14 protein-coding genes and 1 rRNA gene are annotated in these 14,575 nt (G+C 74.9%); 3 read left to right on the top strand and 12 right to left on the bottom strand.

Annotated features, from left to right (window positions below; translation table 11 throughout):
* The 8 genes from BLT39_RS16970 to BLT39_RS16935 all read right to left on the bottom strand — a co-directional run.
* Positions 1 to 168: ribosomal RNA gene (locus BLT39_RS16970) — 16S ribosomal RNA — on the bottom strand; the annotation flags it as partial.
* 423 nt (positions 169 to 591) lie between these two features.
* Entirely contained in the window at positions 592 to 1,386 is a 795-nt protein-coding gene (gene dapB, locus BLT39_RS16965; protein ID WP_091066386.1) for a 4-hydroxy-tetrahydrodipicolinate reductase, read from the bottom strand.
* Between the two features lie 47 nt (positions 1,387 to 1,433).
* Positions 1,434 to 1,790: a VanZ family protein gene (locus tag BLT39_RS16960; RefSeq protein WP_091066181.1), complete on the bottom strand. Its 357-nt coding sequence runs from the start codon at positions 1,788 to 1,790 to the stop codon at positions 1,434 to 1,436.
* Positions 1,787 to 3,130 (bottom strand): M16 family metallopeptidase, encoded by a 1,344-nt coding sequence (locus BLT39_RS16955; protein ID WP_242658498.1) that lies wholly within the window; start codon positions 3,128 to 3,130, stop codon positions 1,787 to 1,789. The genes BLT39_RS16960 and BLT39_RS16955 overlap by 4 nt, the downstream gene beginning before the upstream one ends.
* Before the next feature lie 32 nt (positions 3,131 to 3,162).
* A complete protein-coding gene (locus tag BLT39_RS16950) occupies positions 3,163 to 5,412 on the bottom strand; it encodes a polyribonucleotide nucleotidyltransferase (protein ID WP_091066178.1) in 2,250 nt (749 codons plus the stop codon).
* Between the two features lie 263 nt (positions 5,413 to 5,675).
* Positions 5,676 to 5,945: a 30S ribosomal protein S15 gene (gene rpsO, locus BLT39_RS16945; RefSeq protein ID WP_091066175.1), complete on the bottom strand. Its 270-nt coding sequence runs from the start codon at positions 5,943 to 5,945 to the stop codon at positions 5,676 to 5,678.
* Between the two features lie 91 nt (positions 5,946 to 6,036).
* On the bottom strand, positions 6,037 to 6,996 hold the full coding sequence (locus BLT39_RS16940; RefSeq protein ID WP_091066172.1) for a bifunctional riboflavin kinase/FAD synthetase: 960 nt from the start codon (positions 6,994 to 6,996) through the stop codon (positions 6,037 to 6,039).
* A 1-nt stretch (position 6,997) separates the two neighbouring features.
* The gene (locus tag BLT39_RS16935; protein WP_091066381.1) at positions 6,998 to 8,143 is read right to left on the bottom strand and encodes a branched-chain amino acid aminotransferase; all 1,146 of its coding nucleotides are present in this window, start codon (positions 8,141 to 8,143) and stop codon (positions 6,998 to 7,000) included.
* A gap of 108 nt (positions 8,144 to 8,251) precedes the next feature.
* Here BLT39_RS16935 and BLT39_RS16930 point away from each other — a divergent pair, with 108 nt between their 5' ends.
* The gene (locus BLT39_RS16930; RefSeq protein ID WP_091066169.1) at positions 8,252 to 9,256 is read left to right on the top strand and encodes an alpha/beta fold hydrolase; all 1,005 of its coding nucleotides are present in this window, start codon (positions 8,252 to 8,254) and stop codon (positions 9,254 to 9,256) included.
* On the opposite strand, the gene BLT39_RS16925 is transcribed toward BLT39_RS16930, so the two are convergent.
* Entirely contained in the window at positions 9,231 to 9,548 is a 318-nt protein-coding gene (locus tag BLT39_RS16925) for an antibiotic biosynthesis monooxygenase family protein (protein WP_091066165.1), read from the bottom strand. The genes BLT39_RS16930 and BLT39_RS16925 overlap by 26 nt on opposite strands.
* Positions 9,549 to 9,605: 57 nt before the next feature.
* Between BLT39_RS16925 and BLT39_RS16920 the strand changes: the two genes are divergently transcribed.
* Both BLT39_RS16920 and BLT39_RS16915 read left to right on the top strand, forming a co-directional pair.
* Positions 9,606 to 10,412, top strand: coding sequence for a hypothetical protein (locus BLT39_RS16920; protein ID WP_091066161.1), 807 nt, complete (start codon positions 9,606 to 9,608; stop codon positions 10,410 to 10,412).
* A 17-nt stretch (positions 10,413 to 10,429) separates the two neighbouring features.
* A complete protein-coding gene (locus BLT39_RS16915) occupies positions 10,430 to 11,386 on the top strand; it encodes an NAD(P)-dependent oxidoreductase (protein WP_165640295.1) in 957 nt (318 codons plus the stop codon).
* A gap of 2 nt (positions 11,387 to 11,388) precedes the next feature.
* On the opposite strand, the gene truB is transcribed toward BLT39_RS16915, so the two are convergent.
* Genes truB through BLT39_RS16900 form a run of 3 tightly spaced genes read right to left on the bottom strand, consistent with a single transcriptional unit; the run spans position 11,389 to position 14,563 of the window.
* Positions 11,389 to 12,303 (bottom strand): tRNA pseudouridine(55) synthase TruB, encoded by a 915-nt coding sequence (gene truB / locus BLT39_RS16910; protein ID WP_091066158.1) that lies wholly within the window; start codon positions 12,301 to 12,303, stop codon positions 11,389 to 11,391.
* The gene (locus BLT39_RS16905; protein ID WP_091066154.1) at positions 12,300 to 13,589 is read right to left on the bottom strand and encodes an MATE family efflux transporter; all 1,290 of its coding nucleotides are present in this window, start codon (positions 13,587 to 13,589) and stop codon (positions 12,300 to 12,302) included. The genes truB and BLT39_RS16905 overlap by 4 nt, the downstream gene beginning before the upstream one ends.
* The gene (locus BLT39_RS16900; protein WP_091066151.1) at positions 13,586 to 14,563 is read right to left on the bottom strand and encodes a DHH family phosphoesterase; all 978 of its coding nucleotides are present in this window, start codon (positions 14,561 to 14,563) and stop codon (positions 13,586 to 13,588) included. The genes BLT39_RS16905 and BLT39_RS16900 overlap by 4 nt, the downstream gene beginning before the upstream one ends.
* Between the last annotated feature and the right edge of the window lie 12 nt (positions 14,564 to 14,575).

Raw genomic sequence — 14,575 nt, 5'->3', positions numbered from 1 at the left:
GTATTAGCACCAATTTCTTGGAGTTATCCCAGAGCCGGGGGCAGGTTGCCCACGTGTTACTCACCCGTTCGCCACTAATCCACCAGCAAGCTGGCTTCATCGTTCGACTTGCATGTGTTAAGCACGCCGCCAGCGTTCGTCCTGAGCCAGGATCAAACTCTCCGTAGATGAATTCAACCCAGACCAAGAACCAAGACCTGACAGTCTCGATCATCAATCCAGAAACCCCGAACCCAAAAGTTCAAGGGGTCAAACAATTGGCACTGACTTTCGGCACGCTGTTGAGTTCTCAAAGAGCGGACGCGCAAGAACCCCGGCCTCCCGGCCTTCGATGTCTCGGCTTGTTGTCCTGCTCGGCGCTTCGGGCCCGGCCTCGCGGTCGTCCCCGGCGCAGAGAGAAAGTTACGCCACGGGTCGGGGCGCGTCAAACCCGGGGGGTCCCCCGAGTGGCCGTCCGTCGTCCGACGGGGGTGCCCCCGGGGCGAACGGGCAGGTCAGCGAGTTCCGAGCCGGAGCGGTCTGGGAGGCAGGTCACGTGTCGGCGGGGTGTCGCGGGCGTGTCCGGCCCGCTCCGCTCCCCCGCCGGAGGGGTCAGAGACCGAGCAGGGACTCGATGCCGATGGTCAGACCGGGCCGGCGCTGGATCTCGCGCACGGCGAGCAGGACGCCCGGCATGAAGGACGACCGGTCGTAGGAGTCGTGCCGCAGGGTCAGCGTCTCGCCGTGGGTGCCGAGCAGCACCTCCTCGTGCGCGACCAGCCCGGCCAGCCGCACCGCGTGCACGGGCACCCCGTCGACGACCGCACCCCGGGCACCGGGCAGCGACGCCCCCTCCTGCGTGGCGTCGGGCGCCGGGGCGACGCCGGCTGCTGCCCGCGCCTGGCTGATGAGCTGCGCGGTGCGGGTGGCCGTCCCCGAGGGGGCGTCGACCTTGTTGGGGTGGTGCAGCTCGACCACCTCGACGGAGGTGAAGAAGCGGGCGGCCTCGGCCGCGAACTTCATGAGCAGCACCGCGCCGATGCCGAAGTTGGGCGCGATGAGCACGCCGAGGTCGGGCTTGGGGGCCAGCCACTCCCGGATGGTGGCGATCTTCTCGTCGTCGAACCCGGTGGTGCCGACGACGCAGTGGATGCCCTGGTCGATGCAGAAGCGGATGTTCTCCATCACCGACTCCGGGCGGGTGAAGTCGACGGCCACCTGCGCGCCCCCGTCGGCCACGTTGAACAGCCACTCGCTGCCCTCGACCATGGCCACCAGCTCCAGGTCCTCGGCCTCGTTGACGGCCCGGCACACCTCCACGCCCATCCGGCCACGGGCACCGAGCACGGCGACCGAGGTGAGCGGGCCGTCGGGGGCGGGGGCGGTGACGGGGCTGCTGGAGGTCATGGTCGGCACCCTGACGGGCACCGCACCGGGACGCAACCCAGGGCGGGTCAGCGCCGGACCGCAGCCACCGCGCGCCACAGCAGGAGGCCGGCGAGCACCCCGACGACGTCGGCGAGCCAGTCGCCGAGGGAGGCGTCCCGGCCGACCAGGTCGGTGCCCTGCAGCGCCTCGCTGACCGCGGCGTAGAGCACCGTGAGCCCGGCGGTGACGGCGCGGCCGACCCCGGCCCAGCGCGCGGTGAAGGCGAGCGCGGCGAAGAGCAGGGCGTGCACCACCTTGTCCACGCCGTAGGGGGTGGCGGGCACGTCACCCGGCGGGGCGAACAGCACGGCGAGGGACACCAGCACGGCGACGGCGAACGTCCCCCGCGCCAGGGCGCCGTGCTCGGTGGACCACTCCCTCATGCGCCCAGCCGCTCCAGGTCCTTCTCCCGGTAGGGGCCGACCACGGCCAGCGCGGTGGGCCGGGCCAGCAGGTCCGCGGCCACCGCGCGCACCTCCGCGGTGTCCACCGCCTCGAGCCGGGCCAGGACCTCCCGCACCGGGAGGTACTCCCCGTAGGAGAGCTCGCTCTTGCCGATCCTGCTCATCCGGGACCCGGTGTCCTCCAGGCCCAGCACCAGGCCGCCCTTCAGCTGCCCGATGCCCCGGGCCACCTCGTCGTCCCGCAGGCCGTCGGCGGCCACCTCCGCGAGCCCGGAGCGCACCAGGCGCAGCACCTCGGGGACGCGCTTGGGGGCGCAGCCGGCGTAGACGGAGAACACCCCGCTGCCGGCGTAGTGGGTGAGCGAGGACCCCACGCTGTAGACCAGGCCGCGCTTCTCGCGGATCTCCTGGAACAGCCGGGAGCTCATGCCGCCCCCCACCGCGGCGTCCAGCACGGCGGCGGCGTACCGGGCCGGGTCCAGCCGACCCAGCCCCACAGACCCGAGCAGCAGGTGCGTCTGCTCGGTGCGCCGGTGGATCAGGCCGGTCCGGTGCGCGGGCGTGCCGGGCACGCCGTCGTCGCCGGTGCGCAGCGGGTCCGGCCGGACGTCGCCGGCCAGCCGGTCGCCGAACGCGGCGCGCACCAGGTCCAGGACCTGCGCGTGGTCCACCCGGCCGGCGGCGGCGACCACGATCGAGGGTGCCGAGTACCGGCTCCGGTACCAGCCGTCGACGTCGTCCCGGGTGAGTGCCTCGATGGACTCGACCGTGCCCAGCACCGACCGGCCCAGCGGGGTGTCGCCGAACAGGGTCGTGGCGAACAGGTCGTGCACGGCGTCGGCGGGCTCGTCGTCGCGCATGGCGATCTCCTCGAGCACCACCGTGCGCTCGGACTCCAGGTCCGGGGCGGTGTTCAGCGCATCGGTGACCAGGTCACCGAGCAGGGTCACCGCCAACGGCAGGTCGCTGGCGAGCACGTTGGCGTAGTAGCAGGTGTGCTCCTTGGCGGTGAAGGCGTTCATCTCACCGCCGACGGCGTCCATGGCCGTGGCGATCTCCAGCGCCGTCCGCGAGCGGGTGCCCTTGAACAGCAGGTGCTCGAGGAAGTGCGACGAACCCCCCAGCCCCGGGGTCTCATCGCGCGAGCCCACGCCGACCCAGATGCCGACGGTCGCCGACAGCACGCCCGGCATCTGCTCGGTGATGACCCGCAGGCCCCCGGGCAGCTCCGTGCGCTCGACGCGCCCGCCGACCTCGTCGACGTCCAGCACCTCGGTCCGCCCGACGGCGACCGGGGTGGGCGCCTGGTCGGCACCCACCCCGGTCACGGTCGAGCTGTGGTCAGCCGTGGTCACTCACCCGCGGGCGCGGCAGCGGCCTCGGCCGGGGCGGCCTCGGCGGCCGCGTCCACGACCGGGACGAGGCTGATCTTGCCGCGGGCGTCGATGTCGGTGATCTCGACCTGCAGCTTGTCGCCGACGTTGGCGACGTCCTCGACCTTGGCGATCCGCTTGCCGTTGCCCAGCTTGCTGATGTGCACCAGGCCGTCGCGGCCGGGCAGCAGGGAGACGAAGGCACCGAAGGCGGTGGTCTTGACGACCGTGCCCAGGAACCGCTCGCCGACCTTGGGCAGCTGCGGGTTGGCGATGGCGTTGATCCGGTCGACCGCGGCCTGGGCCGAGGGGCCGTCGGAGGCGCCGACGTAGATCGTGCCGTCGTCCTCGATGGTGATGTCGGCGCCGGTCTCGTCCTGGATCGCGTTGATCATCTGGCCCTTGGGGCCGATGACCGCGCCGATCTTGTCGACCGGGATGCGCACCGTGGTCACCCGGGGGGCGAACGGGCTCATCTCGTCGGGGCCGTCGATGGCCTCGAGCATGACGTCGAGGATGTGCAGCCGGGCCGCGCGGGCCTGGGTCAGCGCACCGGCGAGGACGTCGGAGGGGATGCCGTCGAGCTTGGTGTCCAGCTGGAGGGCGGTCACGAAGTCCTTGGTGCCGGCGACCTTGAAGTCCATGTCGCCGAAGGCGTCCTCGGCGCCGAGGATGTCGGTCAGCGCGACGTACTCGGTCTTCCCGTCGACCTGGTCGGAGACCAGACCCATGGCGATGCCGGCGACCGGGGCGCGCAGCGGCACACCGGCGTTGAGCAACGACAGGGTCGAGGCGCAGACCGAGCCCATCGAGGTCGAGCCGTTGGAGCCCAGCGCCTCGGACACCTGCCGGATCGCGTAGGGGAACTCCTCGCGGTCGGGCAGCACGGGCAGCAGCGCGCGCTCGGCGAGGGCGCCGTGGCCGATCTCGCGGCGCTTGGGCGAGCCCACGCGGCCGGTCTCGCCGGTGGAGTACGGCGGGAAGTTGTAGTTGTGCATGTACCGCTTGCGGGTCACCGGGTTCAGGGTGTCCAGCTGCTGCTCCATGCGGAGCATGTTCAGCGTGGTGACGCCCATGATCTGGGTCTCGCCGCGCTCGAACAGCGCCGAGCCGTGCACCCGCGGGAGCACCTCGACCTCGGCCGACAGGGGGCGGATGTCGGTGACGCCACGGCCGTCGATGCGGACCTTGTCGCGCAGGATGCGCTGCCGGACGACCTTCTTGGTGACGGCGCGGAAGGCGGCGGAGATCTCCTTCTCGCGGCCCTCGAACTGGTCGGCCAGCGCGGCCTTGACCTCGTCCTTGAGCACGTCGGTGGCGTCCTCGCGCTCGGCCTTGCCGGCGATGGCCTGGGCCACGGTCAGCTTCTCGTGCGCCTGGGCCTCGACGGCGGCGTAGACGTCGTCCTGGTAGTCCAGGAAGCGGGGGAAGTCCTGCACGGGCTTGGCGGCCTTGCCGGCCAGCGCCGACTGCGCCTCGCACAGCGCCTTGATGAAGGGCTTGGCGGCCTCGAGGCCCTGCGCCACGACCTCCTCGGTGGGGGCGGTGGCGCCGCCGGCGACCAGCTCGATGGTCTTCTCGGTGGCCTCGGCCTCGACCATCATGATCGCGACGTCGCCGTCGGGCAGGACCCGCCCGGCCACGACCATGTCGAAGACGGCGTCCTCGAGCTCGGTGTGGGTGGGGAAGCCGACCCACTGGCCGTTGATCAGCGCGACGCGGGTGGCGCCGACCGGGCCGGAGAAGGGCAGGCCCGAGAGCTGGGTGGACGCCGAGGCGCCGTTGATGGCCAGCACGTCGTAGAGGTGGTCGGGGTCCAGCGAGAGCACGCTGATGACGACCTGGACCTCGTTGCGCAGGCCCTTCGCGAAGGTCGGGCGCAGCGGGCGGTCGATGAGGCGGCAGGTGAGGATCGCGTCCTCCGACGGACGGCCCTCGCGGCGGAAGAACGAACCGGGGATCTTCCCGATCGCGTACATCCGCTCCTCGACGTCCACCGTCAGCGGGAAGAAGTCGAAGTGGTCCTTGGGCTGGCGGCCGGCCGTGGTGGCCGACAGCAGCGTGGTGTCGCCCATGGTGGCGACGACGGAGCCGGCGGCCTGCTTGGCCAGCCGCCCGGTCTCGAAGGTGACGGTGCGGGACCCGAAGGACCCGTTGTCGATCACCGCGGAGGCGGTGAAGACGCCGTCCTCGGCGTCGTAGTCGATGGTGTCGGTGGGTGCGGACATCTCGTGAGTCCTCTTCCTGCGCCGCATGCGGCGGCGCCCTCTTGGTTCGGCGGGGTGCGCCGGGTGGTCCCTGGGACCGGTCTTCGATCGAAGCCCTCGGGTCGCGGGGCTGGTGCCTGCCGCGTCCCGGGGGCCACTACCGAGGACCGGGCCGTGCGCGGTGCGCGACCAGGGCCGGTGCGGGTCCGCCTGGGCCCGTGCGGCGGGTGCCGCACGGGAGAGGGGACCGTCCCGCGGAGCGCGGAGCCGGTCCCCTCGACGTGCTAGCGGCGCAGACCGAGCCGCTCGATGAGCGAGCGGTAGCGGTTGATGTCGGTCTTGGCCAGGTAGTTCAGCAGCCGGCGACGCCGGCCGACCAGCAGGAGCAGGCCCCGCCGGCTGTGGTGGTCGTGCTTGTGCTGCTTGAGGTGCTCGGTCAGGTCGCTGATCCGTCGGGTCAGCATCGCCACCTGCACCTCGGGGGACCCGGTGTCACCCTCGACCGTCGCGTACTCGGTCATGATCTGCTTCTTCGTCGCGCTCTCCAGCGCCATGGGTGCCTCCTGGGCAGGTCACGTGTGGCCCCCGGTCGGTGTCACGGGGGCAGCATGCACACACGTCGGACGAGCCGACGTCGGCACGAGGTTACACGGTGCCCAGGACGCGCCGGGTCTCGGCGACGTCGAGGTCCATCTGCTCGATGAGCGCCGCCATGCCGGTGTAGGCCACCATCGGGCGCAGCCGCTCGACGAACTCCACGCCCACGTGCTCGCCGTAGAGGTCCCCGGACCAGTCCAGCAGGAACGCCTCCACGGTGCGGTGGGTGCCCTGGAAGGTCGGGTTGGTGCCCACCGAGATCGCCGCCGGGAAGCGCCGGCCGCTGCGGCCCTGCCGGTCCCGCAGCACCAGGTGACCGGCGTAGACGCCGTCGGCGGGGACCGCGGTGTACGGCGGGGACTCCACGTTCGCCGTCGGGTAGCCCATCTCGCGGCCGCGCTGGTCGCCCTTGACCACCACGCCGTCCACCCGGTGCGGGCGGCCCAGCGCGCGGGCCGCCGCACCGAGGTCACCGGCGGCCACGCAGGCCCGGATGTAGGTGGAGGAGATCGTCACCTCTCCCCCGCCGGCGGAGTCCGCCGCCAGGTCCAGGCCCTCGACGGCGAAGCCGAACCGCCGTCCCTCGCGGGTCAGGGAGGCGACGTCGCCGGCGGCGCGGTGGCCGTAGCTGAAGTTCTCCCCCACCACGACCGCCACCGCGTGCAGGTGCTCGACCAGCACGGTGTGGGTGAAGGACTCCGGCGACAACCGGCTGAACTCCGGGGTGAAGGGCAGCACGCACATCGCGTCCACGCCCAGCTCGGCGACCAGCTCGGCCTTGCGGTCGGCCGAGGTGAGGATCGCCGGGTGGGCGCCGGGCCGCACGACCTCGGCCGGGTGCGGGTCGAAGGTCAGCAGCAGGGCCGGGCGGCCCAGGCTGCGTGCCCGGTCCACCGCGGCGCCGATCAGCTGCTGGTGCCCGCGGTGGACGCCGTCGTACATGCCGACGGTGACCACGGTCCGGCCCAGGTCGCCGGGAGTCGCCTCCAGGCCGCGCCAGCGCTGCACGTCAGCCGGCGGTGACGGTGTGCAGCCAGCCGTGCTCGTCGGCGACGCGCCCGTGCTGGATGTCGAGCAGCCGCTCGCGCAGCGCCATGGTCACCGCACCCGGGGTGCCGTCGCCGACGGTGAAGTCACCGGTGCGGGCCTTCACGTGGCCGACCGGGGTGATCACCGCGGCGGTGCCGCAGGCGAAGGTCTCGGTGATCGAGCCGTCGGCCACCCCGGCGCGCCACTCATCGACGGAGAACCGGCGCTCGGTGACCCGGTGGCCGAGCTCGCGCGCGACGGTGATCAGCGACTCGCGGGTGATGCCGGGCAGCAGGGTGCCGGTCAGCTCGGGGGTGACCAGCTCGGCGTCGTCGCCCGCGCCGAGGACGAAGAACAGGTTCATCCCGCCCATCTCCTCGACGTACTTCTTCTCCGTGGCGTCGAGCCAGACGACCTGGTCGCAGCCGGCCGCGATGGCCTGCTCCTGGGCCAGGAGGCTGGCCGCGTAGTTGCCGGCGCACTTGACGTCGCCGGTGCCGCCGGGGGCGGCCCGGATGTAGTCCTCGGACAGGTAGACCGACACCGGCTGGACGCCGCGCGGGAAGTAGGCACCGGCCGGGCTGGCGATGACCACGAACAGGTACTCGGCGGCGGGGCGGACGCCGAGGAAGGGCTCCACGGCCAGCTGGTAGGGGCGCAGGTACAGCGTCTGGTCGGGGCCGGTGGGCACCCAGTCGCGGTCGGCGTCGACCAGGGCGTCGACGGCGGCCAGGAAGCCCTCGGCCGGGACCGGCGGCATCGCCATGCGGACCGCTCCGCGGGCCATCCGGGCCGCGTTCTGCTCGGGCCGGAAGACCGCCACCGAGCCGTCGGGCTGGGCGTAGGCCTTGAGGCCCTCGAAGATCGACTGCGCGTAGTGCAGCGCGGCGGTGCTGGGGTCCAGCTGCAGCGGGGCGTACCCGGTCAGCTTCGCCTCGGTCCAGCCGCGGCCGGCGACGTAGCGGGCCACGACCATGTGGTCGGTGAAGACCTTGCCGAAGCCGGGGTCGGCGAGCAGCTGCTCGCGCTCGGCCACCGGGCGGCGGGTCGCCTGCTCCACCACCAGCGGCACGCCCTCGGCGAACGTGCGCGAGGAGGTGTGGCTGGGGCTGAGCGTGTCGGTCATGGCTCCCACTTCGAGGCTTCGGGGACTGCGCCGGGCACCTGCCCGGCCCCCTGCACCCTAGACCCGCGCCGCAGCGCGGCCCGGCCGGAGCGACCTACGCTCGGTTGCATGTCACCCGCGGTCACACCCTGGACGACGCCGCACGTGCGGCAGGTGCGGGTCCGGCTGCACGGCCACGACCTGTCCGCCCGGGTCGGCGGCACCGGGGGGCCGGTCCTGCTGCTGGTGCACGGCCTGCTCGGCTCGGGCGCCAGCTTCGGCCCGGCCCTGGACGAGCTGGCCCGCACCCACCGGGTGGTGGCGCCGGACCTGATGGGCCACGGCGAGTCGGAGAAGCCGCCCGGCGACTACAGCCTGGGCGCCTTCGCCACCCAGGCCCGCGACCTGCTCACCGTGCTGGGGGCCGGGTCGGCGACCGTGGTCGGCCACAGCCTGGGCGGTGGGGTGGCGCTGCAGTTCGCCCACCAGTTCCCCGCCCTGGTCGAGCGCCTGGTGCTGGTCGACTCCGGCGGCCTGGGCCGCGACGTCTCCCCCGCCCTGCGCGCGGTCACCCTGCCGGGCGCGGAGTACGTGCTGCCGGCGGTGTTCAACCGGTGGACCCGCGCCGCCGGCCGGCAGGTGCTGCGGCCCCTGCAGCGCTGGACGCCGCCGGGCACCACGCAGGTGGTCAGCGGGCTGGACACCCTCGCCGACGCCGATGCCCGTGCGGCCTTCGTGCACACCGCCCGCGCGGTGCTGGACACCGGCGGTCAGCGGGTCAGCGCCGCCGACCGGGTGTACCTGGCGCAGGCCCTGCCGCTGCTGCTGGTGTGGGGCGCGGCGGACGCCGTCATCCCGGTGCGGCACGCCCACGAGCTGCACGCGCTGCTGCCGGGCAGCCGGCTGGAGGTGTTCCCCGGGGCCGGGCACTTCCCGCAGGTGGACGACCCCCGCCGGTTCGCCGACGTCGTCACCGACTTCGTGACGGCGACGGCCGAGGACGTCCTCACCCCGGCGGAGCGGGAGCGGCGGTGGGCCGACGCGGTGCGCGGCGCCAGCTCGGTGACCGACACCGCGCCGGGCCCTGCGGCGGGCGACCCCGCCCCGCTCAGCTCTTCGCCGCCGCCTGGGTGACCACCTCGAACGTCCACACGTGCGACCCGGTCGCGGCCGGGGCCATCCCCGACCCGCCGCCGGAGTGGCCGCGGGCGAAGTCCTGCCCGTCCTGCCAGGCCTGGAAGTCCTCCTCGCTGCGCCAGCGGGTGTAGACGAGGTAGGAGTCGATCCCCTCGACCGGGCGCAGCAGCTCGAACCACTCGAACCCGTCGGAGGACTCCACGGCCCCGGCGCGGTTGGCGAAGCGGTCCTCGAGCCGCTCCCGGGCCTCGGCGGGCACGGTCAGCACGTTGATCTTCACGACGCTCATGCCTCTTCCCCTGCCCCACCCGGCCGCGGCCCACACCGGTCGGGGACCATCTCCGGCGTGACCGAGCTGGCGCTGGCCGCCGCCGTCCTGGCCATGCTGGTCAACAGCGCCGCCTCGCTGCTGGAGGCCGAGGGCAGCCGGCGGGTGCGGCCGGGCCGGCCGCTGGCCACCCAGCCCCGCTACGTCGGCGGGCTGGTGCTGGACGGCCTGGGCTGGGTGCTGTCGGTGGTGGCGCTGCGCTCCCTGCCGGTGGTCACCGTGCAGTCGGTGCTGGCCGGGGCGGTCGCGGTGACGACGGTGGCCGGCCGGCCCGGGCGGGTGCGCGACCTGCCGCGGCGCTCCCTGGCGGGGGTGGTCGCCGTCGTCCTCGGCTCGGTGCTGGTCGCCGCCGCGGCGCAGCCCGGGCGGCCGGCCGCGCTGCCCGCCGCCGCGGAACCGGCGCTGCTCGCCGTCGCCGTCGTCACGCTGCTCGCCCTGGAGCCGGTGCGCCGGTCGGGGACGGCGGTGGCGACCGCGGCGGCGGCGGGGCTCGCCTACGGCGGGGTGGCGCTGTCGGTGCGGGCCCTGCACGTGCGGTCGGCCGGGTGGGCGTCGGTGCTGGAGCTCGCCGCCGAGCCGCTGGCGTACGCCGTCCTGGTGCTGGGGCTGACCGGCACGCTGTGGACCGCCGCCGCCCTGCGCTCGGGCGCGGTCGGCACGGTGACCGCGGTGCTGTCGACCACCCAGGTGGTGGTGCCCGGGCTGGTCGGGCTGGCCCTGCTCGGGGACCGGCTGCGGCCGGGGTGGGCACCGGTGCTGGTGGCGGGGCTGGCGCTCACCGTCGCCGGGGTGCTCCTGCTGGCGCGGCCGCACCGGTCCCGCTGACGCCGTACGGTCCGGTCGTGGACCGACCCCGGGTGGTGCTGAGCCGGCGGCTGCCGGACGCCGCGGTGGCGGTGCTGACCGCCGTCGCCGACGTCCACCGCCCCGAGGTGGACCGGCCGCTGGGCGCCGAGGAGCTGCGCACCGCCGTGGCCGGCGCCGACGCGCTGGTCTGCCTGCTCCTGGACCGGGTCGACGACGCCCTGCTGGACGCCGCCGGCCCCCAGCTGAAGGTGGTCGCCAACATCGCGGTCGGCTACGACAACGTCGACGTCGAGGCCTGCCGGCGGCGCGGTGTCAGGGTCACCAACACCCCCGGCGTGCTCACCGACGCGACCGCCGACCTGACCCTGGCCCTGCTGCTGGGCATCACCCGGCGGGTCGGCGAGGGCGACCGGTTGCTGCGCGCGGGCCGGTCGTGGGGCTGGGACCTGGACTTCATGCTCGGCACGGGGCTGCGCGGGGCCCGGCTGGGACTGGTCGGCTACGGCGCGATCGGGCAGGCGGTGGCCCGCCGGGCGGCGGCGTTCGGGATGCACGTCGCCTACGCGGCCCGCCACCCCGCTGCCGCCGACGCCCCGCCCGCCGAGCGCTTGCCGCTCGCCGACCTGCTGGCGAGCTCCGACGTGGTGTCCCTGCACTGCCCGCTGACCCCCGGCACCCGGCACCTGGTGGACGCCGCCGCGCTGCGGTCGATGCGCCCGACCGCCTTCCTGGTCAACACCGCCCGCGGCCCGGTGGTCGACGAGGCAGCGCTGGTGGCGGCGCTGGAGGCCGGGGAGATCCGGGGCGCGGCGCTGGACGTGTTCGAGGACGAACCCGCGCTCCACCCCGGCCTGGTGGGCCGCGACGACGTGCTGCTGACCCCGCACCTGGGGTCGGCGACCGTGCAGACCCGGGAGGCGATGGCCGTGCTGGCCGCCCGCAACGCGGCAGCGGTGCTGACCGGGCAGGAGCCCCCGACGCCGGTCGGCTGAGCTCAGGCGGGGAAGCCCACCGACACCCGGGCCGTGCGGCCGGTGTCCTCGACCAGCGCGACCAGCCGGCCGGTGGGGTCGACCGCGGCGTGCAGGCCGGGCGCGCCGGTGGCGGCGACCCGCTTGCCGTGCCCGAGGTCGACCGCCTCCTCCGCGGAGACCGGCCGCTCCGGGAACACCGCGGTGGCCGCGGCGGTCAGCGGCACGAACCCCGCGCCGGCGCCGGCCAGCAGGGCGGCCGCGGCGTCCTCGACCGGGCGGGCGGCGGCCTGGTCGAACGGGCCCGACCGGGTGCGCCGCAGCGCGGTGAGATGCCCGCCGACGCCGAGCGCGGCCCCGGCGTCGCGGGCGACGGCGCGGATGTAGGTGCCGGTGGAGCAGACCACCTCGACGTCGGCGTCGACCAGGTCCGCGGTCGGCCGGCGGACGTCGAGCACGGCCAGCGAGTGCACGGTGACCGGGCGGGGAGCCAGCTCGACCTGCTCGCCGGCGCGGACCCGGTCGTAGGACCGCACCCCGCCGACCTTCACCGCGCTGACCGCCGACGGCACCTGCTGCAACGGACCGGTCTGCTGCGCCAGCGCGGCCCGGACCTGCTCGTCGGTGAGCGCCCCGGCCGGGGTGGTGGTGAGCACCTCGCCCTCGCGGTCGTCGGTCACCGTGGTCTGCCCGAACCGCACCGTGGCCGCGTAGGCCTTGTCGTTGCCCGCGAGGTGGCCGAGCAGCCGGGTGGCCGCGCCGACGCCGAGCACCAGCACCCCGGTGGCCATCGGGTCCAGGGTGCCGGCGTGGCCGACCTTGCGCACCGACAGCGCGCGCCGGGCCCGGGCCACCACGTCGTGGGAGGTCATGCCGGGCTGCTTGTCGACCACCAGCAGGCCGGGCGGGACGTCGGCGTCGGGACGGCGGGGGCTCACCGGACCACCGTGGCACGGGTCCACCGGTCACCGGACACCCGGGCCAGGACGGCGACCAGCCGCAGCGCGATGAACAGCGTCAGCCCGGTCCAGACGCCGGGCAGGCCCCAGCCCAGCGGGAGCGAGAGCAACGACAGCGGCACGAAGCCGACCAGCGCCGACCCGATGGTCACGGTGCGCAGGTAGCCGACGTCGCCGGCGCCCATGAGCACGCCGTCGAGCGCGAAGACGACCCCGGCCAGCGGCTGCATGAGCGCGAGGAACCACCAGACGACGGCGGCCTGGCCCAGCACGGCGGCGTCGCCGGTGAACAGCGGGGCCACCACGGGCCGGGCGAGCAGCAGGGCGACGGCGACGACCGTGCCGGTGCCCAGGCCCCACCACACCACCCGCGCCGCGGCCGCGCGGGCGTCGGCGACCCGGCCGGCGCCGAGGGCCTGCCCGACCAGGGTCTGCGCGGCGACGGCGTAGGCGTCGAGGACCAGGGCGAGGAAGAGCCACAGCTGCAGCGCGATCTGGTGCGCGCCGAGCTCGGCGGTGCTGGACCGGGCCACGACGGCGGCCGCGACGGCGAAGGCGCCCTGCAGGACGGCCGCCCGCAGCAGCAGGTCCCGGCCGATGGTGAGCTGGGCCAGCACGGCGGGCAGCCGGGGCCGCAGCGGGACGCCCTCGCGGCGCAGCGCGGCCAGGAACAGCACCGCGGACACCGCCTGGCCGCAGACGTTCGCGACCGCGGAGCCCTCCAGGCCGAGGCCGGCGGGGTAGACCAGCAGCGGGTTGAGCACCAGGGAGACCAGGCTGCCGGCGACGACGAACCGCACCGGCCGGCCGAGCTCGGCCACCCCGCGCAGCCACCCGTTGCCGGCCAGCGCGACCAGCAGCAGCGGCAGGCCCAGGCACGCCACCCGCAGCCAGCCCTCCGCGGCCTCCGCCACCGGTCCGGCGCCGCCGGCGAGCACCCGGGTCAACGGGCCCGCGGCCAGCTGGAACACCAGCACCCCGGCCAGCCCGAGCCCCAGCGCCAGCCAGGTGGCCTGCACGCCCTCGCCCACGGCGCCCGCGCGGTCCCCGGCGCCGGCCCGCCGCGCGGCGCGCGCCGTCGTCCCGTAGGCCAGGAAGTTGAGCAGGCCGGCGACCGGGGCGAGCAGACCGCCGCCGACGGCCAGCCCGCCGAGCTCGACGGTGCCCAGGTGGCCGATGACCGCGGTGTCGACCAGCAGGTACAGCGGCTCGGCCGCCAGCACCACCAGCGCCGGCAGCGCCAGGGCCGGGACCGACCGGGTCACAACCGCTCGCGGATGGCCGCCAGGGTGGCCTCGCGGTCGAGGGAGGAGGTGAACCCGGCGGCCATCCGGTGCCCGCCGCCGCCCAGCGCCATGGCCACCGCGGACACGTCGGTGGCGCCGCGGGAGCGCAGCGAGACGTTCCAGGCCCCGGAGTCGGTGCCCTTGAGCACGCAGGCGACGTCGGCCTCCTCGGCGGAGCGGACCACGTCGACCAGGGCCTCGAGCTGGTCGGCGGGCAGCCCGTGCGCGGCGGCCTCGGCGGTGGTGGCCCAGGTCCAGACCAGGCCGTGGCCCGTGCGCTCCAGCTGGGCCCGGCCGGCCGCCAGGGACAGCAGCGACAGCCAGCCGAAGGGCGCGGTGTCGAACAGGCGCTGGCTGATCCGGGCGTGGTCGATGCCGGTGGCCAGCAGCCGGGCGGCGAGGCCGTGGGTGGCCGGCGAGGTGTTGCCGAACCGGAAGGACCCGGTGTCGGCGGCCAGCCCCGCGTACAGGCAGGTGGCCAGCTCGGCGTCCAGGTCGACACCCAGGCCGTCGAGCAGGTCGGCCACCAGCGCCACGGTGGCCGCGGCGTCGGGGTCGACCAGCTGCACCGCCCCGAACCCGGGGTTGGAGGCGTGGTGGTCGACCACCAGGGAGGCCGGGGCGGCCGTCAGCACCGGGCCCACCTCGCCGAGGCGCCGCAGGTCCGCGGCGTCCAGGCCGACCACCAGGTCGGGGTGGGCCGGGAGGTCGGTGGCGGGCACGAGCCGGTCGGTGCCGGGGAGCCAGGCCAGCGACTCGGGCAGCACGAAGGGACCGGGGAAGGTCGCGGTCACCCGCGCCCCGCGCCGCCGCAGCCCCTCGGCCAGCGCGAGCACGCTGCCCAGCGCGTCGGCGTCGGGCTGCACGTGCGCGCTAAGGACGACGACGGCGCCGTCGTCGACCGCCCGGGTGAGGACGGCGACGGCGGCGGCCAGCGCGCCCTCGGGAGCCACGGGCCCGGGTCC

The organism is Klenkia brasiliensis (genome assembly GCF_900100695.1).
GTDB classification, from domain to species: domain Bacteria; phylum Actinomycetota; class Actinomycetes; order Mycobacteriales; family Geodermatophilaceae; genus Klenkia; species Klenkia brasiliensis.
The sequence above is the reverse complement of the archived record's forward strand: the minus strand, read 5'-3'. Positions and strand labels throughout refer to the sequence as shown.

Excerpts from the sequence above, each read along its gene's own strand:
- dapB (WP_091066386.1), bottom strand. The coding sequence starts at position 1,386 with ATGACCTCCAGCAGCCCCGTCACCGCCCCCGCCCCCGACGGCCCGCTC.
- BLT39_RS16960 (WP_091066181.1), bottom strand. The coding sequence starts at position 1,790 with ATGAGGGAGTGGTCCACCGAGCACGGCGCCCTGGCGCGGGGGACGTTC.
- BLT39_RS16950 (WP_091066178.1), bottom strand. The coding sequence starts at position 5,412 with ATGTCCGCACCCACCGACACCATCGACTACGACGCCGAGGACGGCGTC.
- rpsO (WP_091066175.1), bottom strand. The coding sequence starts at position 5,945 with ATGGCGCTGGAGAGCGCGACGAAGAAGCAGATCATGACCGAGTACGCG.
- BLT39_RS16935 (WP_091066381.1), bottom strand. The coding sequence starts at position 8,143 with ATGACCGACACGCTCAGCCCCAGCCACACCTCCTCGCGCACGTTCGCC.
- BLT39_RS16930 (WP_091066169.1), top strand. The coding sequence starts at position 8,252 with ATGTCACCCGCGGTCACACCCTGGACGACGCCGCACGTGCGGCAGGTG.
- BLT39_RS16925 (WP_091066165.1), bottom strand. The coding sequence starts at position 9,548 with ATGAGCGTCGTGAAGATCAACGTGCTGACCGTGCCCGCCGAGGCCCGG.